At 65.9% G+C, this 19,919-nt stretch carries 13 protein-coding genes; 7 read left to right on the top strand and 6 right to left on the bottom strand.

Annotated features, from left to right (window positions below):
* Positions 1-10 precede the first annotated feature (10 nt).
* The 3 genes from NHH88_05495 to rnk all read left to right on the top strand — a co-directional run bounded on the left by NHH88_05495 (position 11) and on the right by rnk (position 3,752).
* Entirely contained in the window at positions 11-2,041 is a 2,031-nt protein-coding gene (locus NHH88_05495) for a S9 family peptidase (GenBank protein USX15254.1), read from the top strand.
* 74 nt (positions 2,042-2,115) lie between these two features.
* Positions 2,116-3,015, top strand: a complete 900-nt coding sequence (gene uvsE / locus NHH88_05490; protein USX15253.1) for a UV DNA damage repair endonuclease UvsE — start codon at positions 2,116-2,118, stop codon at positions 3,013-3,015.
* A gap of 329 nt (positions 3,016-3,344) precedes the next feature.
* Positions 3,345-3,752 (top strand): nucleoside diphosphate kinase regulator, encoded by a 408-nt coding sequence (gene rnk, locus NHH88_05485; protein ID USX15252.1) that lies wholly within the window; start codon positions 3,345-3,347, stop codon positions 3,750-3,752.
* 154 nt (positions 3,753-3,906) lie between these two features.
* On the opposite strand, the gene NHH88_05480 is transcribed toward rnk, so the two are convergent.
* On the bottom strand, positions 3,907-6,699 hold the full coding sequence (locus NHH88_05480; protein USX15251.1) for an insulinase family protein: 2,793 nt from the start codon (positions 6,697-6,699) through the stop codon (positions 3,907-3,909).
* A gap of 94 nt (positions 6,700-6,793) precedes the next feature.
* Entirely contained in the window at positions 6,794-8,452 is a 1,659-nt protein-coding gene (locus tag NHH88_05475) for a M28 family metallopeptidase (GenBank protein USX15250.1), read from the bottom strand.
* A gap of 198 nt (positions 8,453-8,650) precedes the next feature.
* Here NHH88_05475 and NHH88_05470 point away from each other — a divergent pair, with 198 nt between their 5' ends.
* On the top strand, positions 8,651-9,475 hold the full coding sequence (locus NHH88_05470; GenBank protein USX15249.1) for an endonuclease: 825 nt from the start codon (positions 8,651-8,653) through the stop codon (positions 9,473-9,475).
* On the opposite strand, the gene NHH88_05465 is transcribed toward NHH88_05470, so the two are convergent.
* The 3 genes from NHH88_05465 to NHH88_05455 all read right to left on the bottom strand — a co-directional run bounded on the left by NHH88_05465 (position 9,417) and on the right by NHH88_05455 (position 13,729).
* Positions 9,417-10,826 carry a GntP family permease gene (locus tag NHH88_05465; GenBank protein USX15248.1) on the bottom strand — a complete coding sequence of 470 codons (1,410 nt, stop codon included), beginning with the start codon at positions 10,824-10,826 and terminating at the stop codon, positions 9,417-9,419. The genes NHH88_05470 and NHH88_05465 overlap by 59 nt on opposite strands.
* Positions 10,827-10,934: 108 nt before the next feature.
* Positions 10,935-12,782, bottom strand: a complete 1,848-nt coding sequence (locus NHH88_05460) for a hypothetical protein (protein USX15247.1) — start codon at positions 12,780-12,782, stop codon at positions 10,935-10,937.
* Entirely contained in the window at positions 12,779-13,729 is a 951-nt protein-coding gene (locus tag NHH88_05455) for a glycosyltransferase (GenBank protein ID USX15246.1), read from the bottom strand. The genes NHH88_05460 and NHH88_05455 overlap by 4 nt, the downstream gene beginning before the upstream one ends.
* A 178-nt stretch (positions 13,730-13,907) precedes the next feature.
* Between NHH88_05455 and NHH88_05450 the strand changes: the two genes are divergently transcribed.
* The 3 genes from NHH88_05450 (at position 13,908) to NHH88_05440 (ending at position 16,637) form a co-directional block, all read left to right on the top strand.
* On the top strand, positions 13,908-15,068 hold the full coding sequence (locus NHH88_05450; protein USX15245.1) for a TIGR04552 family protein: 1,161 nt from the start codon (positions 13,908-13,910) through the stop codon (positions 15,066-15,068).
* A 61-nt stretch (positions 15,069-15,129) separates the two neighbouring features.
* A complete protein-coding gene (locus NHH88_05445; protein USX15244.1) occupies positions 15,130-16,155 on the top strand; it encodes a hypothetical protein in 1,026 nt (341 codons plus the stop codon).
* Positions 16,156-16,181: 26 nt separating this feature from the next.
* Positions 16,182-16,637 carry a hypothetical protein gene (locus NHH88_05440; protein USX15243.1) on the top strand — a complete coding sequence of 152 codons (456 nt, stop codon included), beginning with the start codon at positions 16,182-16,184 and terminating at the stop codon, positions 16,635-16,637.
* Positions 16,638-16,746: 109 nt separating this feature from the next.
* Here the strand turns inward: NHH88_05440 and NHH88_05435 are convergent, their stop codons facing one another.
* Complete coding sequence (locus NHH88_05435; protein USX15242.1) at positions 16,747-19,905, bottom strand: S8 family serine peptidase; 3,159 nt, start codon at positions 19,903-19,905, stop codon at positions 16,747-16,749.
* Positions 19,906-19,919 lie beyond the last annotated feature (14 nt).

Raw genomic sequence — 19,919 nt, 5'->3', positions numbered from 1 at the left:
TGAGGTCCATATGAAGCGCTACCTGCTGTCCGCCGCCGTGCTCGCCACCATGCTGCCGGTCCACGCCCAGTCCCCGGCACAATCCGACGCGCCCGCGCCGGACGTGCCGCTGATCGAGCGCGCCAAGATCTTCGGCAATCCCAGCAAAACCGGCGGGCGCCTCAGCCCGGACGGCAAGTGGCTGTCGTGGATGGCGCCGCGCGACGGCGTGCTCAACGTGTGGGTGGCGCCGGCCGCCGATCCGGCCAAAGCCCGCGCGCTGACCGAGGAGAAAACGCGGCCCATCCGCACCGCCATCTGGTCGCCCGATTCCAAGCAATTGATGTTCATCCAGGACAAGGGCGGCGACGAGAATTTCCTGCTGTATGGCGTCGATGTCGTCAGCGGCAAGCAAACCAGCCTCACGCCGTTCGAAAAGACCCGCGTGCGGCCCATCGCCTACAGCAACAAGGTCAAGGACCGCGTGCTGATCGGCTTGAACAACCGCGATGCGCGCTGGCATGACGTCTACAGCCTGGAGCTGGCCACCGGCAAACTGACCTTGCTGCTGCAAAACGACGGCTACGCGGGCTTCCTGGCCGACGAGCAGCTGAACCTGCGCGTGGCCGAGAAAGCGCGCCCGGACGGCGGCACCACCTATCTCCGCCTCAAGGACGGCAAGCCCGATGGCGAGCCGCTGGCCGATGTCGGCCTGGACGATTCGCAGACCACCGCGCCGCTGACCTTCACCGCCGACGGCAAGACGCTGTACTGGACCGATTCGCGCGGCCGCAATACCTCTGCGCTGGTGGCGCAGGATGTCGCCACCGGCAAGACCACGATCGTCGCGCAGGACGCAAGGGCCGATATCGCCAACGCCCTGTACGATCCGAAAACCGGCGCGGCCCAGGCCTACAGCGTCGACTACCTCAAGCAGGAATACGTGGCGCTGACACCGGCCCTCAAAGCCGATCTCGACTTCCTGAAGAAGAACATCAAGGGCCAGTTCACCGTGGGCACGCGCACCGAGGCCGACGACAAATGGCTGGTGACTGTCGATTCCGTCACGGCGCCGCCGGCCACCTGGCTGTACGAGCGCAAGGGCAAGCGCCTGACCAAGTTGTACGTGACGCGTCCGGAGCTGGAGGGTGCGCCGCTGGCGCAGATGTATCCGCAGGAGATCAAGTCGCGCGACGGCCTGACCCTGGTGTCCTACCTGACCCTGCCGAAATCGGCCAACGCCAACGACGCGGGCAAACCGGCCAAGCCGGCGCCAATGGTGCTGCTGGTGCACGGCGGCCCGTGGGCGCGCGACGGCTACGGCTACAACGGCTACCACCAGTGGCTCGCCAACCGCGGCTACGCGGTGCTGTCGGTGAACTTCCGCGGCTCGACAGGCTTCGGCAAGAAATTCATTTCGGCCGGCGACCTGCAATGGGGCCGCAAGATGCACGACGACCTGATCGACGCGGTCGACTGGGCCGTCAAGAGCGGCGTCACCACCGCCGACAAGGTCGCCATCATGGGCGGCTCCTACGGCGGCTACGCGACCCTGGCCGGACTGGCGTTCACGCCCACCACGTTCGCGTGCGGAGTCGACATCGTCGGCCCGTCCAACCTGTTCACCTTGCTCAAGACGATCCCGCCGTACTGGGAAGCGGGCAAACAGCAATTCTACAAGCGCATGGGCGACCCGACCACCGAGGAAGGCAAGGCGCTGCTGAAGGAACGCTCGCCGCTCAACTTCGCCGCCAATATCCAGCGGCCACTGCTGATCGGCCAGGGCGCCAACGATCCGCGCGTCAACATCGCCGAGTCGGACCAGATCGTCGAGGCGATGGCGGCCAAGAACATTCCGGTCACCTACGTGGTGTTCCCGGACGAAGGCCACGGCTTCGCGCGCCCGGTCAACAACATCGCCTTCAACGCGGTGACCGAGAACTTCCTGGCCAAGTGCCTGAGCGGGCGCGCCGAGCCGATCGGCAAGGCGCTCAAGACGTCGACCGCGCAAGTCAAGCACGGCGCCGAGTTCGCGCCGGGGTTGAAAGAGGCGCTGGAGTAGCAACGTGGCGCGGCCGCCGGCGCGTCGCTGCTAAACTCGCGATACGCTGGCGGCCAGCGCCAAGGAGCACGACCATGCGCCCTCAACTCGGACTTGTCTGCATCACCCAGTCGAAAGACGTACGTTACCGCATGGTCACGCGCAAGCGCTTGCTGGAATTGTCGCCGGACGGGCAGCGCAAGCTGCTCGACGAGATTTACCGGGACAACATTCAAACCTTCGACAAGGCGTTGCGCTACTGCGAGCGCGAATCGATTTCCCTCTACCGCATCCTGTCCTCGATCTTCCCCTTTGCCGACGAGGATGTCGGGCGCGAAACACTACGCCCTTTGAGCGATGCGTTGGCAGCCTCGGGGCGCTACGCGACCGAGCGCGGCATCCGGCTGGTCATGCATCCCGATCAGTTCGTCGTCCTCAGCTCGGACTCGGCCGGCGTGGTCGCCAACAGCGTCAAGATCCTGCAGATGCACGCGGACATCATGGATCTGCTGCAACAGCCGCGCTCGCCGTGGGCGCTGCTGGAGATCCACGGCGGCAAGGCGGGCCGGGCCGACGCGCTGGTCGAGCGCATCGCCGCGCTGCCGGACGCGATTCGGCTGCGGCTCGGACTGGAAAACGACGAGTACGCATACAGCGCCGCCGAGATCCACGACATTTGCCTGCGCAGCGGCGTGCCGATGGTGTTCGATGCGCATCATCACATCGTGCACGAACGGCTGCCCAGCTACGACGATCCGAGCGTGGCCGAGATGCTGACGAAGGCGCGCGCCACCTGGGCCGACCCGGCGCAGCAACTGGTCCACATCTCCAACGGCCGCGACGGCTTCAACGACCGCCAGCACGCCGATTTGATCGATGTGATGCCGGCCTGCTATGTCCACGCGCCGTATATCGAGATCGAAGCCAAATTCAAGGAAGAAGCGATCCGCAAGCTGCGCGGCTGGCAATCCGGCACCGCCGGGACGGCTCCTTGAGACGGCGATTCCAGGCGGCCGGTGCGCTGCGGGGCCATGGGTTATACTGGTTCCAGGCACCTTCGATACTGATTTCCTCATGAACATGTTCCGCATTCCCGCGAAGAATCATTGTTCGTCCCTGAACGAGGGAGTATCGCCTGCGGCCGCCCCAACGGCGCGACACTCAGCCGGCCTTTCCCGGGCTCGGTAAGCGCCCGAGAGACCACCCGGTCTTCTTCGCACTGCCGAGCCACCCCACAGTAACAATCTGACACGCGATCGCACGCGGCTTTGCCATGTTCGTCGCACCCCCGCTTTACTGCGACCATTTATCTGGAGCTATCATCATGCAACCAAAAATCATTGTTTCATCGCTCGACGCCGAACGGCTCGAAATCCTGCTCGACGCCCTGCCGCCCGCCGAGGCCGCCGCGCACGAGGGACTGCTGGAGGAGCTTGGCCGCGCCGAGATCGTCGCGCCGCAGGAAATGCCGGCCGGCGTCGTCACCATGAACTCGACCGTGCGCTTCCAGATCGACGCGCCGCGCGAGGAACTGCGCCTGACCTTGGTGTATCCGCGAGACTTGGCCAACACCGCCGATGCGATCTCGATCCTCACGCCGATCGGCAGCGCGCTACTGGGCCTGTCCGTGGGCGACGCCATCGATTGGCCGCGTCCGGACGGGCAACTGGTGCGGGTGCGCATTCTTGAGGTGGTCTATCAACCGGAGCAGGCTGCGGAGCTTGCCCGCTGACAATGCGGCTGATAAACGCTGCGGTGGCGGCTCATACATGGCGGATTACGCTTCGCTAATCCGCCCTACGTGGTTTATTGGCGGAATCTCTCCCCGACAAAAAAAATCCCCGCCGGCTTCAAGCGGGCGGGGATTTTTGCGACTCCCGGCGTGATTACAATGGATTGCCGTCGGCGTCGATCTTGCGCACTTCGCCCAGCTTGAGCTCGCGCACGCCGCTCTCGACCTTGCTCATGTCGCCCACCACCACCCACACCAGCTTGCCCGGCGCGATGGTGCGCGCGGCCAGCGCGTTGGCTTGCTCCGGCGTCATCGCCAGCACCGTGTCGGTGAAGGTGTTGTAGTAGGTCTCCGGCAGCTTGTACTGCAGGATGGTGCTGTAGGCGCCGGCCAGCTGGCCAGCCGTTTCAAACGAGCCCGGCAGCGCGAGGGTTTCGTTGCTCTTGGCCTCGCCCAGTTCGGCGGCGGTGATCGGCTTGGCGCCGGCGATATCGCCATATTCGCGCACCAGTTCCTGCAGCGCCTCCTTGGTCTTGTCGCTCTGCACCGGCGACGTGCTCATGTACAGACGCTGGCCCAGCGCCGGCGACAGGCTGGAGCGCACGCCGTACGACCAGTGCTTGTCCTCGCGCAGGTTCATATTGATGCGCGAGCCGAAGTTGCCACCGAAGATGTTGTTCACCACGCCAAGCTGCACCGCGTCCGGCGAGTTGCGCGGCGGCGCCAGCTGCACGCCGTAGATCACGCTTTGCAGCGCGCCCGGCTTGTCCATCAGGTAGACCACCGGCTTGTCGAGCGGCGCCACCTGGGCGATGTTCTTTTTCGGCGTCTCGCCGGCCTTCCAGCCGCCGAACGCTTTTTCCAGCAGCGGCGTGATCTCGGCCAAGGTGGTGTCGCCCACCACCAGCAAGGTCGCGTTGTTCGGCTTGAACCAGGCCTGGTGATATTTGGCCAGGTCGTCGCGGCCGATGCGGGCGACGGACGCCTCCGTGCCGCTGCCGGTCAGCGGCAGCGAATAGGCGTGGCCCTTGCCGTACACCAGCGACGGAATCACGCGCAAGGCCATCGTCGACGGATTGGCTTTTTCACGCTGGATCGCGGCCAGCTGATCCTTCTTCAAGCGGTCCAGCTCGTTCTGCGCGAAGGCCGGACGCAACAGCACGTCGGCGTAGACGTCCAGCGCCTTCGGCATCGTCGCCTTGAGCGCGTTGAGCTGCACGGAGGCGCCGTCCAGATTGGTGCTGACGGAGAAGTTGGCGCCCAGCGATTCGAATTCCTCGCTGATCTTGGCCGCGCTGCGCGTGGCCGTGCCTTCGTCGAGCATGTTGGTCGCCAGGCTCGCCAGTCCCGGCAACTCCTGCGAGTCGGACGCGTAACCGGCATCGACCATCATCGAGAAGTTGACCACCGGCGCCGCGTGCCGTTCGGCCAGGACCACCTTCAGGCCGTTCGATAAGGTGGCCTTTTGCATAGGCGGCAGGTTCAGCGATTCGGCCTTGCCCAGCGCGGGCGGCTTGCTGCGGTCCAGCTTGGCGGTGGTGGCGAAATTGGTCGCGAACGGTTTGACTTCGAGCACGTAATCGCCATCGTCCAGCCACGCGTTCATCGCCTGCTTGACCTGCGCCGGCGTGGCCGCCTTCACGGCCGCCAGATATTCCTTGTAGCAGTCCGGATTGCCGGTGTAGGTGGTGCAGCTTGCCAGCAAATCGCTCTTGCCGCCGAAGCCGCCGACACGCTCGACGATGCGGGTGTAGGAAGCCAGGATGGCCGTCTTGGCGATCTCCAGCTCGGCGGCAGTCGGGCCGGACTTCATCAGCGCGCGCAATTCCTCGTCGGCGATCGCTTCCATCTTGGCCACATCGGCGCCGGGGCGCGCGGTCAGCACGGCATAAAACTGGCCGGCGATTTCGGAGCTGTTGTTGCCGGCGCTGGCGTCGCTCGCCAGCTGGTCCTTGTAGACCAGGCGCTTGTAGAAGCGTGACGTCTTGCCGCCGCCCAGCACCTGCGCGGCCAGGTCGAGCAGCGGTTCGGTCGCGGTGTGCGCGCCGGGCACGTTCCACACACGGTAGATGCGGCCCTGCGGCACCCGGTCCTCGACCGTTCCGCGATGGGTGCCGGTGCGCTTGGCGATCCATTCTTTATGTTTGGCCAGCGGCGGGCCGGCCGGAATGTCGCCGTAGTACTTCTCGACCTTCTCGCGCGCCTGTTCCGGCGTGATGTCGCCGGCCAGTACCAGCACCACGTTGTTCGGACCGTAGTTGGCCTTGAACCATTCCTGCACGTCGGTCATCGAGGCCGCGTCGAGGTCGGACATCGAACCGATCGTCGTCCACGAATACGGATGGCCGGCCGGCCAGGTGTTCTCGGTCAGCAGCTGGCGCGTCACGCCGTACGGCTGGTTCTCGCCCTGGCGCTTTTCGTTTTGCACGACGCCGCGCTGCAGGTCCAGCTTTTTCTTGTCGAGCACGCCGAGCAGATGGCCCATGCGGTCGCTCTCGGCGAACAGCGCGAAGTCCAGCATCGAGGTCGGCACGTTCTGGAAGTAGTTGGTGCGGTCGGGATTGGTGGTGCCGTTCAGGTCGGTCGCGCCGATCTGCTGCATGGCGTTGATGTAGGTCTTGTTGAAATTATCGCTGCCGCTGAACATCAGGTGTTCGAACAGGTGGGCGAAGCCGGTCTTGCCGGGCTTCTCGTTCTTGGAGCCGACGTGGTACCAGGTGTTGACGGCCACCACCGGCGTCTTGTGGTCCTCGTGGACCAGCAGGGTCAGGCCGTTTTTCAGCACGAACTTGGTGTACGGAATATCGGGAATGGCGATGTCGGACCTGGCCGATTTGGTCGCGGCCGGCTTGGCGGCTTCGGCGGCTTGCACTGCGCTAGCGGCAAGCAGGGCGACGGACATGGCGACGGACGCCGCGATCGTGGTACGGCGGATGGACATGGTCATGCGGTGAGCTCCTGGTTGGGAATGGACCTGCAAAAGCGCGCCGGCACTCTGGCCGGCGCGCAACCATTTTATTGCATTTTAGTTAAACATAAAACTATTTACGCTTCGCCTCCGTCTTGTCGCGGGCGGCGCGGAACTCGGCGTCCGGCGCCCAGTTCGGCCAAGCCTTCGACTCGGCCAGGTCGCGGCCCAGCGAGTACAGCATCCCCAGGTCGTGCGCCATGCCCTTGAACGACCAGTCCGCGCTCCACTCGTCCGACGGCTGGTGGTAGTTGTTGGTGGTGTAGCTCTCCTCGGCCTGCTTGCCGGCCCGCAGCCCACCGTCGACGAAATCATTGCCCGAGCCATAGGAAATGGCCGGCACGCCGCGCTTGGCGAACGGGAAGTGGTCGGAGCGGAAGAAGTAGCCCGCCTCCGGTTTCGGATCGGCCGAGTAGACCAGGTTCCATTCCTTGGCCTTGGCGATCAACTGGTCGAGCAGCTCGACCTTTGCGCTGCCGGAGATGGTGAAGTTGCGCGACACGCCCTGCGGGCTCAACGCGTCCATATTGATCACCCCGACCGTCTGCGCCAGCGGGTACAACGGATTCTGCGCGTAGTATTCCGAGCCCAGCAAGCCCTTCTCCTCGGCCGTCACGGCCAGGAATAGCACGCTGCGCGCGGGCGCCGGCGCCTTGCCGTAGGCGCGCGCCAGTTCCAGCAGCGCGGCCAGGCCGGTGCCGTTGTCGACCGCGCCGTTGTAGATCTTGTCGCCTTTGGCGTTCGGCAAGCCGACACCAAGGTGGTCCCAGTGGCCGCTGTAGATCACGGTCTCGTCTGGCTTGCTGGCGCCGACCATGCGGGCGGCCACGTTTTTAGACGTGATCACCTGCGCGTCGACCGCGTAGTTTGCCGACAAGGTCACGTCCTTCAGCTGCACCGGTTTGAAGTCGCGCGTCTGCGCCAGTTTCTTAAGCGCCTCGAAATCCTGGCCGCCGCGCTTGAACAGGTCGACCGCCAGATCGCGCTGTATCCAGGCCTCCATCGGCGCGTGCGCCTCGGACGGCTTCTTGCGCACGATGTCGTACATCACGTTGGTGTTGGAATTCTTGACCGTCGGCCACCCATACGACGCCGGCGCCGTCTCGTGCACGATGATGGTGCCGAGCGCGCCGCGCTTGGCCATCTCCTCATACTTGTAGGTCCAGCGGCCATAGTAGGTCATGGCCTTGCCGCCAAACTCGCCCTCGCCGGTCTCGAAATCGGGATCGTTGATCAGCACCACCGCCAGCTTGCCCTTCAGGTCCACGCCCTTGAAGTCGTCCCACTTGCGCTCCGGCGCGGTCACGCCGTAGCCGACGAACACCAGCGGCGCGTTCTTGAAGTCGACCATCTTGGCGCCGCTCATCGAGGCGCGCACGGCCAGGTCGTCGCCCTGCTTCAGTTCCTGGCTGCCCTTGGCGTCCTTGACCGACAGCTTGACCGGGCCCTTGATCTCGAAACGGCCCAGCGGCACGTCCTGCGTCCAGCTGCGCTCGCCTTTCTTGCCTTTGACCGGATCGCCGCCCGGCTGCATGCCGGCCGCCTTGAATTGCTCGATCAGATAGTTGACGGTCTTGGTTTCGCCGGCGGTGTTCGGCCCCCGGCCCTCGAATTCGTCGGACGCGAGCACCTTGACGTCTTGCGACAATTTCTGCGGGCTGAATTCGGGACCGGCGGCGGCCTGCGCCAGACCGGCGGCAAGCAAGGCAGTAATGAGCAGCGTGTGTTTCAAGGTAAACCTCCATGGCAAACAGATCGGCAATACTGCCATGAAACCACAAGTACGGCAAACAAACCCGGTACGGCGGGGTCGTACCCCACCGGGTACGACCCCAGGCTGAGCGCCGTGCGGGTTGCTAAGTGAACCGTCGAACAGTAAGCAAGGACCGGCCGGCGCAAACTGATCCTTCCAACACGACCGGAGTATTCCATGCCCGAAGGACCATCGATCGTCATCATGCGCGAGCAGACGGCCGGCTTCATCGGTAAAACCATCGTGCAAGCGAGCGGCAACACCAAGGGTGTCGACATGGCGGCGCTGCGCGGCCAGCCGGTGCTGGACCTGCGCAGCTGGGGCAAGCACTTCCTGATCCAGCTGCCCCACATGGCGCTACGCATCCACCTGCTGATGTTCGGCAGCTACCGCATCAACGAGCGCAAGGACGCGACGCCGCGCCTGAGCCTGGAGTTCGACGATGGCGAGGAGCTGAACTTCTACACCTGCTCGGTCAAGACGATAGAAGGCGAGCTCGACAGCCACTACGACTGGCGCGGCGACGTCATGTCCGACGACTGGTCGGCGTCCGCCGCGCTGAAGAAGCTGCGCGCCGCGCCGGACACCCTCGTGTGCGACGCGCTGCTCGACCAGGACATCTTCGCCGGCGTCGGCAACATCATCAAGAACGAAGTGCTGTTCCGCATCCGCGTCCATCCGCTGTCGACGGTGGGCGCGCTGCCGGCGGCCAAGCTGCGCGAGCTGGTGGCGCAGGCGCGCGAATACAGTTTCGATTTTCTGGAATGGAAGAAAGCCTTCGTGCTCAAGCAGCACTGGCTGGCGCACACCAAGCGCGTCTGCCCGCGCTGCGACCTGCCGTTCCACAAAGGCCATCTGGGCAAGACCAAGCGCCGCAGCTTCTTCTGTCCCAACTGCCAAAAACAGTATCCGCCACCGCTTACGGTGACCGTGAAGGTGCCGGCTAAACCAGCCCGGTCAAATAGTAAACCGCGATCACAAAGAACACCGCCGCCGTCTTGATGATGGTGATGCCGAAGATCTCGCGGTAGGATTGCTTGTGTGTCAGCCCCGTCACCGCCAGCAGCGTGATGACGGCGCCGTTGTGCGGCAAGGTGTCCATGCCGCCGCTGGCCATCGCCACCACGCGGTGCATCACCTCCAGAGGAATCTGCGCCGCCTCGGCCGCCCGGATGAACTGGTCCGACATCGCCGCCAGCGCGATGCTCATGCCGCCCGAGGCCGAACCGGTGATGCCGGCCAGGGTGGTCACCGACACTGCCGCGTTGACCAGCGGATCGGGCACGCTCTTGAGCGCGTGGCTGACGGCGACGAAACCGGGCAGCGCCGCGATGACGCCGCCGAAGCCATACTCGGAGGCCGTGTTCATCGCCGCCAGCAGTGCGCCGCCGACGGCCGCCTTGGTGCCCTCGGCAAAGGCGTCGCGCACCCGCCCGAACGCCGTCACCACCACGAAGATGATGCCCAGCAGCAGCGCCCCCTCCACCGCCCAGATGCCGACCAGCGTCTTGATCGGCGTGGTGATCGTCGCATGCAGGCCGGGCAAGGCGTCGGCGGTAAGCGCGTAGGTTTCGCCATACCAGCCGGGGATCATTTTGGTCAGCGCGAAGTTGACCACGCCCACCAGCAACAGCGGCGCCACCGACAGCAGCGGATGCGGCAGCCCGCGCTGTGGCGTGCCGCCGGCCGCCGCCGGCTTGGCCTTGTCTTCCACGCCGTAACCCTCGCCGGTGGCCATCACCGAGCGGCGCCGCCATTCCAGGAAGGCCAGGCCGGCGGCCAGGGTGGCGATGCCGCCGATCGTGCCCAACCACGGCGCGGCCCAGCCGGTGGTCTTGAAGAACGTGGTCGGGATGATGTTCTGGATTTGCGGCGTGCCCGGCAAGGTGTCCATGGTGAACGAGAACGCGCCCAGGGCGATGGCGCCTGGCATCAGCCGCTTGGGGATGTTGCTCTGACGGTAAAGCTCGGCGGCGAACGGATAGACGGCGAACACCACCACGAAGAGCGATACGCCGCCGTAGGTCAGCAGCGAACACACCAGCACGATGACGGCGTTGGCGCGCGTGCGGCCGATGTAGCGGATCGCCGCGACGACGATGGATTCCGAAAAGCCGGACAGTTCGATCAGCTTGCCGAACACCGCGCCCAGCAGGAACACCGGGAAGTACAGCTTGATGAAGCCGACCATCTTGTCCATGAAGATGCCGCTGAACACCGGCGCCACCGCGCCCGGATCGGTCAGCAGCACCGCGCCGAGCGCGGCCACCGGCGCGAACAGGATCACGCTGTAGCCGCGATAGGCGGCCAGCATCAGGAACAACAGTGCGGCGAGGACGATCAGGAAGGACATGCCGGCTCCTTGCAATATTGGCTTCCGACTATTGTAGAGTTAAATGCAACAGCCCGCCGCCCGCATGCGCCAATCTTCGCCCGCCCCTCCCATCGGACCAGGAAGCGCTTATTTCGGCAGCACCGTCACGCGGCACATCCGGTACGGATACGGCTCCTTGCCGACGGCCGCCTGATGGGTCGCGCAACTGCCGGCATCGAGCTGGAGCCCATATTGCGGCAGCTTTTGCGCCAGCCCTTCGACGGTCGCGCGGTCGAGCGCGGCCAGGTCGAGACGGTACTTGGCCGGCAGATCGAAGGTGCAAGCGCCGTCCGGCAAGTTGCGCACCTCGACCGTGCGCTTGAGCAGCCACGCCAGCTTGCGGCAGCCGGACGGGCTGTCGGTCAGGCCCAGCGCCTGCGCCACGGCCAGCTTGCGCAGGCGCGAGCCGTCGCGGTCATTCTTGCTGGCGGTGAACAGCACATAGTGCGGACCGGCGCGCTCGGCGACGGCCTTCTCGCGCAGCGCATGCCAGGCCGGCGATTCCGGGAAACCGGTGCCGAGCGAAATGATCTTGACGTCGTGCGGGAAGAAGATCGACATCCACCCCGCCGGCGGATTGGGCTGGGCGAGGAAGACGATGCTTTGCGCCGGCGTGGCGAACGCCGGCACCTCGGCGCTAAAGGCGCGCTCGCCCCAGGCCTGATGGCCCCAGTTGGCTATAGGGAATACACCCGCCACCAGCAGCGCCAGCGCCACGCCGGCCAGCCGTTGCCGGGCCGGCGCCAGGTAGCGCCAGACGATCCAGATCATTAGCGGCGCCAGCAGTTCGAGCGGCACCAGATAACGGTAGATGCTGAACATGCGCATCCAGACGACATAGGCGGCGACAAAAAACACCAGGGTGAAGGCGGCGCGCGGATCGAGCGTCGGCGGCGCGGTGTGCGGTTGGCCGCCGTGTTGGCCGGCCCGGGCGCGGCGGCGCAGCAACCAGACCACGACGAACGCCGCCAGCAGCACGTACAGCAGCGGCCACACCGCCAGCTTCATCGGCAACTCGGAGACGCGGCGCGTGTTGAACGCGAAGATGAACGGCCACAGCAGGTTCTCGATCCAGCCGACCGGACGGAAATAGAAGTCGATGACGCCGTTCTCGGTCGCCAGCGGGCTGCGGAAGATGTTATTAAATTGCGGAAATAGCGGATTGCCGAAGGTGTTCCACATCTTGACGAACCACCAGCCGGCCGTCGCCGCGATGCCGCCGAGCACGCCCACGCCGAACACCAGCGCCAGCCGCAAGCGCTGCCACCACGGCAGCGGCACGGTCAGCAAGGCCAGGCACAGCGCCACCGCATAGGTCGCGTTGGTCAACTTCAGTCCGGCGCTCATGCCCATGGCCACGCCGGCGCCGGCCATGGCCAGCACCGTCCCGGCGCGCCAGCGCGGCAGGCCGTCCCAATGGCGCAGCACGATGTACAGCGCGCCGAGCACGAACAGCGCCGTCAGGTTGTCGCCCATTGTATTGCCGAGCTCGCTCAAGAAACCGGGGGCGAACATGCATGCGCCGGCCAGCAGCAGCACCAGGCGCTGGTGCTTGCCGATCAGCTCGCGCGCGATGCCGGCCAGCAGCACGAAATTCAGCCCGTGCAGCGCGCCAAGCACGAAGCCGACCAGCTGCGGCGGCAACCAGCGGTTCAGGAAATAATACGGCAGGTCGATGGTGGGATTGAAATAGGTCTGGAAACCGGACGGCGCCAGATCGACACCGATGCGCCCGTTCATCAGCGCGTGCGCGTTATACAAATGATAGTTGCGCATGTCCCAGCCGTCGTCCTGGCCGTTCAGCACCGACCACAAACCCAGCAGCACGGGCACGATCCAGGCCGCGTGCCAGGCGGCGCGCGGATGGCCCAGAAAAGCGGTGCGGCGGGCGAACCACGCGTCCAGCGCCGTCAGGCGGGCGTTCATGAAGCTCACGGCGCGCCCTCGTCGAACGACGGCCCCGGCTTGGACAGATAGGCGAAGCGCTTTTGCTCGATGCGGCCCTTGGTGACGGCGTCGAGCATGATGCCGCAGGCCAGCAGGATCAGCGCCACCAGCATCAGCGACGCGCACAGCGTGGCCGTCGGCAAGCGCGGCACCAGGCCGGTCTTCAGGTAAGTGGTGACCAACGGCTGGGCCAGGATGATCGACAGCAGCGCGATGAAGAAGGTGCCGATGCCGTAGAAGGCCAGCGGCCGCTCGGACTTGAACAGGCGGAAGATGGTGCCCAGGATGCGCACGCCGTCGCGATAGGTGTTGAGCTTGCTGACCGAGCCTTCCGGACGCGATTTATACGAGGTCGACACCTCGGCCACCGGCATGCGCAGCGCCAGCGCGTGCACGGTCAGCTCGGTCTCGATCTCGAAGCCGGCCGAGTGCGCGGCGAACGATTTGACATAGCGCTGCGAGAACACGCGGTAGCCGGACAGGATGTCGGTGAACGTGCGGCCGAAAATGAACGACACGCAACCGGTCAGCATGGCGTTGCCGAAGCGGTGGCCGGGCCGGTAGGCCTCCTGCTCGGTGCTGACGCGGTTGCCCACGACCATGTCCAGCCCTTCGCTGAACAGCTGCTCGACCAGTTGAGGCGCCACGCTGGCGTCATACGTGTCGTCGCCGTCGACCATCACGTACGCGTCGGCCTCGATGTCGGCGAACATGCGCCGCACCACGCTGCCCTTGCCCTGCGCCGGCACGTTGCGCACGATGGCGCCGGCCTTGCGGGCGATGCGCGCGGTGCCGTCGGTGGAATTGTTGTCGAACACGTAGACCTGCGCCTGCGGCAGGCAGGCGTTGAAATCGCGCACGATGGCGGTGATCGTCAACGCCTCGTTATAGCAAGGCACCAGGATGGCGATGCGCTTATTGCTCAGTTTGTCCATAGGAATGGTGGAATGGTAGCGAAAGAAATCAAGGCCGCCATTATAAGCTTGCGAAAAACAAAACCCTAGTTATTTGCTATTGAGCAATAAGAGACACTGTCGGCGGTGACCATTGGTATCGATTGACGCTCGCGGAACAGGCTGCAATACTGGATCATCGCAGCCCATGCAGGACGCCATGACTGAACTACGAGCCTCGCTCAAGAGCGGTGGCAGGTTCTCGCTGAACTGGAGCTATCTGAATGCCATCGCCAACGGCGTGTCGGCCATCGACCTCGGCGCGCTGGCGTTGCGCAATCTCCACGACGCCCGGCAGTTCGTGCGCGAGTACGGCTTCGACCTGGAGCAGCCGGCCGCCCCCGCGATCATCGCCCGCGCCCACCGCGAGGCGGTCGACTTCCTCGCCTGCACCTTCCTCGCCCCGGCCCAGGCCGGCTTGATCCCCGAGGAGGTCAGCCATCCCGACGATCCGCTGCAATTGCTGGTGTACGCCTCGCTGCGCGGCAACAACGTCGACGTGCGGCGCATGTGGTCGTGCGCCGTGCTCAAGGTCATGCACGGCATCTTTTACATCGACAACAACCTCAAGCTGCGCCACTTCCACGCCATCCGCGAACAGGTGTTCGCCACCCTCGACGAGGTGATCCGGCACGACGGCGACCGCCACTTCCTCACCGACGGCGAGGTCTGCCTGCCGATGCTGCACTACGAGCGCAAGGACAACAAGGGCCGCAAAAGCATCCTGCTCAAGCTGCTGCAAAAGGCCGCCTACCTGGCCGCCGACATCTTCGACCACCTCGGCGTGCGGCTGGTGTTCGCCACCCGCTTCGAATGCCTGCTGGCGCTGCGCAGCCTGCAGCGCGCGCATCTGCTGTCGGTCACCAATGTCGACGCCGAACGCACCCGCAACACCTTGCTGGACCTGGAGGCGGCCAAACAGATCTTCAACAAATACCGCGCCCAGATCGAGCACAGCGACGACTACCCGTACGAACTGCTGCAAACCATGGACGCCGAACTGGCCGATCTGGCAGAGCCGCAGACGCGCTGCGACAACCCGCACAGCGGTAGCGGCTTCAACAGCATCCAGGTGACGGTGCGCAAGATGATCCACGTCCAGCCGGACTATCCCAACATTGGCGCCGTCGCCGACCAGGAATACGACGTCGGCTTTTTCTTCGAGTACGAGATCCAGCTGATGGACCAGGCCAGCTACGAGCGCAGCCTGGCCGGCCCCGCCAGCCACGACGCCTACAAGCGGCGCCAGATCGACACGGCCCGCGCGCGCGTGTTCGGCCGCGACCTGCTGCGCTGGGTGGAGTCGCAATCGCCGCAGTGAGCGGTGCGCCGCGAACGCGTGCGCTGGCCTAACATTGGTTTCCGCAGTAGCAGGAGCCGACTTGTCCAATTTTATGCAACGCCGCGTAGGGCGCTATCTTGCGGCCGCGATGCTGATCGCGGCCTGCTGGCCGGCGTCCAGCCAGGACGCCCCGGCCCGGGTCACCGTCACGGCCACCCGCGATCCGGTCGACAAGTCCTACCGCAAGATGATCGCCGGCGTGGAGCGTTTCGAGCGCAACCGGGCGCTGGCGCCGCAGGCGAGCTTGCGCTTCCAGTTGCTGCCGCGCTTGCCCACCACGCGGCTCGACGGCATCACCCTGCGCGTGGTCGGCGACACCGTCGCGCTGCCCGTGCCCGTCGCGCCCGACCACACCTTCACCCTCGACCGCAACAGCCAGGCGCTGCGCGAAGACGCGGCGCTGATAGCCAGCAGCAAGACCAGTACCTTGACCTGGCGCGCGCAGGTGCGCAGTCCCAACGTGCCTACCGGCATGCGGCGCTTGGGCGACCTGCGGCTCGAATGCCAGGTCGGCGTCGAGGCGGGCCTACTGTCGAACAACGCCACCGTCTTCGCCTGGCTGGGCGAGCTGCTCACCGACCCGGACCGGGTCTGCTCTGGCGCCGACGGCAACTATCTGTTCTTCGCCGAGCGGCCGCTGTTCGGCGTCACGCTGCGCGACGGCGGCCGCACCGAAACATTGCCGTTTTCCGTGCTGTACGCGGGCGGCACGCAAACACCGGACACCCTGCCCTTCTGCGATTGCCAGGTCTTGCTCGATCGCAGCTACTACGCGCCGGTGTGGGACCGCCGCTGGTCCGACGATACCCTGGTGGAATTCGACTACATGGACGACGCGTCGGGCGCGGGCACGGTGCCCGTGGCCGACAGCCACCGCACCACGGCGCAAATGCGCGCCGCGCTCGGCCCGGCGACGACGGTGCGTTTCGACAGCGGCTACCAGGTCTGGCGCTATCAATATCCCAAGGCGAAACCGGAAGACGGCAAGCCCACCCACGCCGAATTCGTTATCCTGTTTGGCCCCGATGGCGGGGCGCGCAAAGCACGATTGAGCGAGCCCTTGTAAAGCGACGGCGATTGGATCATGATGAAATGATGAAAATTTCTCTCCACTCCCGCACCCTTCGTCTTGCCACGGCAAGCCTGTTGATGCTGGCCGCCAGCGCCTGCGGCAGCGCGCCGCCGGCCTCGCCGGCGCCAGGCACACCGACAGCCAACAAGACCGAAGCCCTGTGGAAAAAAATCCAGGCCACCAACGCCGACACCAGCTGCGACACGCAAAGCCAATGCCACACGATAGGCTTCGGGTCGAAGGCCTGCGGCGGCCCCGAGCGCTATATGGCCTGGTCGAGCAAAAACAGCGACGGCGCCGCGCTCAAGGCATTGATCGAGCAACACGCCGCCGCGCGCCGTGCCGACGACGAGCGCGAGCAGATGATGTCGACCTGCTCGATGGTCAGCGACCCCGGCGCCAGCTGCCGCGCCGGCCAATGCACCATCAACGCCACGAGCCCAGGAAACACCACAGATCCACGTAGGGCGGATTAGCGCAGCGTAATCGGCCATGTAAGCGCCGCCAACAAATCATCGAGCACCAAAAACAAAAAACCCGCGAGCCCAACCGGCCTCGCGGGTTTTTCACATCCAAACTACATGCTTAGAAAGCCAGCGCCTCCTTGCTGCGCGAGCCCTTGAACAACGGCAACGGATCGGTGGTGTCGACGTCGATCACCGTCGCTCCCTGCTTGACGCCGCCCAGCAGATAGTTGACCACGCCGACGTGGCGCACGCCAGGCGCCAGACCGGACCAGCTCATGCCCACGCTGGCCGTACCGCCCACCGTGGCCGAGCTCGGCAGAACCACCTTGAAGTTGCCGCCCGTCGAAGGCTGCACCACCCAGCTCGACAACGCGTAAGTGGCCTGGCCGCCGTTCGGACGATAACCGATCACGCAAACGTTGTAGTCGCCAGCGGCCGGAGCCACCATCTGGATGGACTCGTTGGCCGTGTCGCCGCCGCTGCTGAGGATAGGCGTGTTGCCGCGCATGACGATCAGGTCCAGGTCCGAGTCGCCGGGGACGGCGCCGGTCGTGTCCGAATCGAACAGCGAGAAGCGCGCCAGCAGCGTGCCGGCCGGGATCGTCACCGGATGCAGGTTGACGCCGGTCGCGGCGCCCGCCTGGCACAAGGCCGCGTTGCTCAGGCCGGTGTTGGCGGTGGCGATGGAGCGCGTCTCGCGGGTGGCCGGCTGCAGGCCGCCCTTGACCGCGCTCATGGCGCCGGCAAAGCCGGTGCCGACCGTAACGACCTTGCTGCCGGTGGCCGCCTCGCTCACCACGCTGGCCGGGGCCGACAGGCCGGTGCCGCGCGCCGTCAGCGGGCTGCGCACGACATGGGTGCCGTCTTTCCAGGTCAGCGCGCCGTAGGCCCAGGTGTCGAGCGGGGCGCTGGTGCGGGTCAGCTTGACGGTGAAACTGGCCTTGGCGCCAGCCGCCAGCACCAGGGTGGACGGCTGCACCGAGACGTTAAAGCCCGGCAGCGACGCCGTCGCGTTGTAGGTCGCGGTGGTGTTGCCGACGTTGGTGACGGTGCGCGTCATGGTCAGGGTGCCGAGCACGTTCGAGGCCGTCAGCGAGGCCAGGTTCAGGTTGTACGCGGCGATGGGGCCGCCCAACGTGGTGCACTGGGCGGTGGTGTAGATCAAGCCCTGGCCGCACAGGAAGCGCGCGTAGTCGTTCGGCGCGATGTCGTACACCAGGCCGGGATCGGCCGCCGAGTTCGGCGCGATGTGGCCGGCGCCCTGGCCCCAAGGCAAGTTGCCGGCATTGGTGGCGCTGCTGTCCCAGGCGACCTTGCTGGTCAGCCCGTCGCTGAAGGTGTCGGTCGCGCTGGTCATCAGCGCCGACTTGATGGCCGACGGCGTCCAGCTCGGATGCAGCTGCTTGAGCAGCGCGGCCACGCCGACCACGTGCGGCGAGGCCATCGAGGTACCGCTGTAGAAGGCCCAGTCCGACACAGGCGACGGCGAACCGGCGGCGATGGCGTCGCGCTGTTCGCGCGTCAGGTCGGCGGTGACGGCGGCCAGGATGTCGGTGCCCGGCGCCGCCATGTCCGGCTTGAGGATGTTGGCGTTGGCCACGTTCGGACCGCGCGAGGACTGGCCCGACATGATCGGCGCCTGGACCGACGCATCGAAGGTGGCGCGCAAGTTGCCCAGCGAGGCGACCGCCGTGGTCGGATTGGCGGCGATGTAGCCCTTCAGGATGGCGGTGTTTTCCTTGGCGATGTGCACCGTCGAGATCGTGTGCGCCTGGTTGATGATGGTCGTCGCGCCGCCTTCGACGTTGGCGATGACCACGCCGACCGCGCCGGCCACCTTGGCGTTGGCGCTCTTGTTGACCAGAACGTTGCCGCCGCGGTCGCACACCAGGATCTTGCCGGCGACCTTGGCCGGGTCCAGCAGCGGCTCCACGGCGTCGGTCGCGCCGAAGCAACGGTTCAGCTGGACGGGATCGGCGCCCGGCAGGCCGGCGTCCTTGGCCAGCACCAGCGGCGAGGTCGGCGTGTTGGCGTTGCTCGAGGCGCCGGTCAAGGTCGCGCCGCTGCCGGTGACGGCGTCGGCCAGGTAGATGCGGTTGTGGGTCGAGTTGCCGACCGAGGCCAGCCACGGGCTGATGTGGCCGACCGGGGCCGGCGCCGTCGCGGTGGGCCCCTGGTTGCCGGCCGAGGTGGAGACGAACACGCCGGCGGCGGTCGCGCCCAGGAAGGCCTGTTCGGTCGCGTCGGCGAACGAGCCGCCGCCGGCGCTCGAACCGATCGAGAAGTTGATGACGTTGACGCCATCCTTGACCGCCTGGTTGATGGCGGCCACGCTGTTGGACGGCGCGCAACCATTCTTGCCGGTGGCGGCGTCGGTCCAGCACACCTTGTAAGCGGCGATGCGGGCGCGCGGCGCCATGCCGCTGGCCTTGCCCAGGTTCAGGCCGTTGGTCGTCGCGGTCGCACCCGCGTTGCCCGCCGCCGTGCTGGCGGTGTGGCTGCCGTGGCCGCCATGGCCCTCGGTGCCGGCCACCGAATCGCGGGCGGACAGGAATTCGGTCCAGTGCAGTTGCAGGTCGGGCTGCTTGAAGTAGCGCGCGCCGATCAGCTTGTTGTTGCAATTGGCCACGCTGAAGCCCTCGCCGGTGTCGCAGGTGCCCTTCCAGGTGGCCGGCGGCGCGTCGTAGACCACGGTCGAGCCGCTGTGGCTCGGGTTGCCGTTGCCGTCCACGCGGTCGGCAAAGCTCGGGTTCTCCGGCCAGATGCCGCTATCGACGATGCCGACGATGATGTTCTCGCCCGAGGCGCCCTTGCCGCCGAGCTGTTCCCACAGGCCGCCGGGTTTGTCCAGGCCGAGGAAGCTTGGCGTGTAGGTCGTGTCGAGCTGCATCATGGAGTCGGCGGTGATCGCGGCCACGCCGCTGTTTTTCTTGAGCGCGCGCACTTCGTCGTCGGTCAGCATGGCGGCGAAGCCGTTGAAGACGACGTCGTATTTATGGGTGATCTCGGCGGCGCCGATGGTGTTGATGACCGCGTTCTGTTTGGTGTCGAGGTAGTTGATGTAGGCCTGCACGGCGGCGGCGTCGACGTTGAGGCGCTGGCCCTGGGCGGGCATCGTCGCGGCAAGGCCGGCGACTTGACCGGTGTAGGTGGCGACCGGCTTGTCGGTCAGTTGCACGATGTAGGAGCGGCGCACGGACTCGGCGCTGGCCGGACCGGCGCTCGTCAGGGCGGCGGCCAGCAGCAGGACGGCGGCGGAAATAGGACGGAGTTTCATGTGGGGTGTTCCTT

This window comes from Oxalobacteraceae bacterium OTU3CAMAD1, assembly GCA_024123915.1.
Lineage (GTDB): Bacteria > Pseudomonadota > Gammaproteobacteria > Burkholderiales > Burkholderiaceae_D > Rugamonas.
This window is presented reverse-complemented; position numbering and strand designations above follow the sequence as displayed.

What these genes read in the sequence shown, in the direction of transcription:
- NHH88_05495 (USX15254.1), top strand. Translation starts at nt 11, where the DNA reads ATGAAGCGCTACCTGCTGTCCGCCGCCGTGCTCGCCACCATGCTGCCG.
- uvsE (USX15253.1), top strand. Translation starts at nt 2,116, where the DNA reads ATGCGCCCTCAACTCGGACTTGTCTGCATCACCCAGTCGAAAGACGTA.
- rnk (USX15252.1), top strand. Translation starts at nt 3,345, where the DNA reads ATGCAACCAAAAATCATTGTTTCATCGCTCGACGCCGAACGGCTCGAA.
- NHH88_05480 (USX15251.1), bottom strand. Translation starts at nt 6,699, where the DNA reads ATGACCATGTCCATCCGCCGTACCACGATCGCGGCGTCCGTCGCCATG.
- NHH88_05470 (USX15249.1), top strand. Translation starts at nt 8,651, where the DNA reads ATGCCCGAAGGACCATCGATCGTCATCATGCGCGAGCAGACGGCCGGC.
- NHH88_05465 (USX15248.1), bottom strand. Translation starts at nt 10,826, where the DNA reads ATGTCCTTCCTGATCGTCCTCGCCGCACTGTTGTTCCTGATGCTGGCC.
- NHH88_05455 (USX15246.1), bottom strand. Translation starts at nt 13,729, where the DNA reads ATGGACAAACTGAGCAATAAGCGCATCGCCATCCTGGTGCCTTGCTAT.
- NHH88_05450 (USX15245.1), top strand. Translation starts at nt 13,908, where the DNA reads ATGACTGAACTACGAGCCTCGCTCAAGAGCGGTGGCAGGTTCTCGCTG.
- NHH88_05440 (USX15243.1), top strand. Translation starts at nt 16,182, where the DNA reads ATGATGAAAATTTCTCTCCACTCCCGCACCCTTCGTCTTGCCACGGCA.
- NHH88_05435 (USX15242.1), bottom strand. Translation starts at nt 19,905, where the DNA reads ATGAAACTCCGTCCTATTTCCGCCGCCGTCCTGCTGCTGGCCGCCGCC.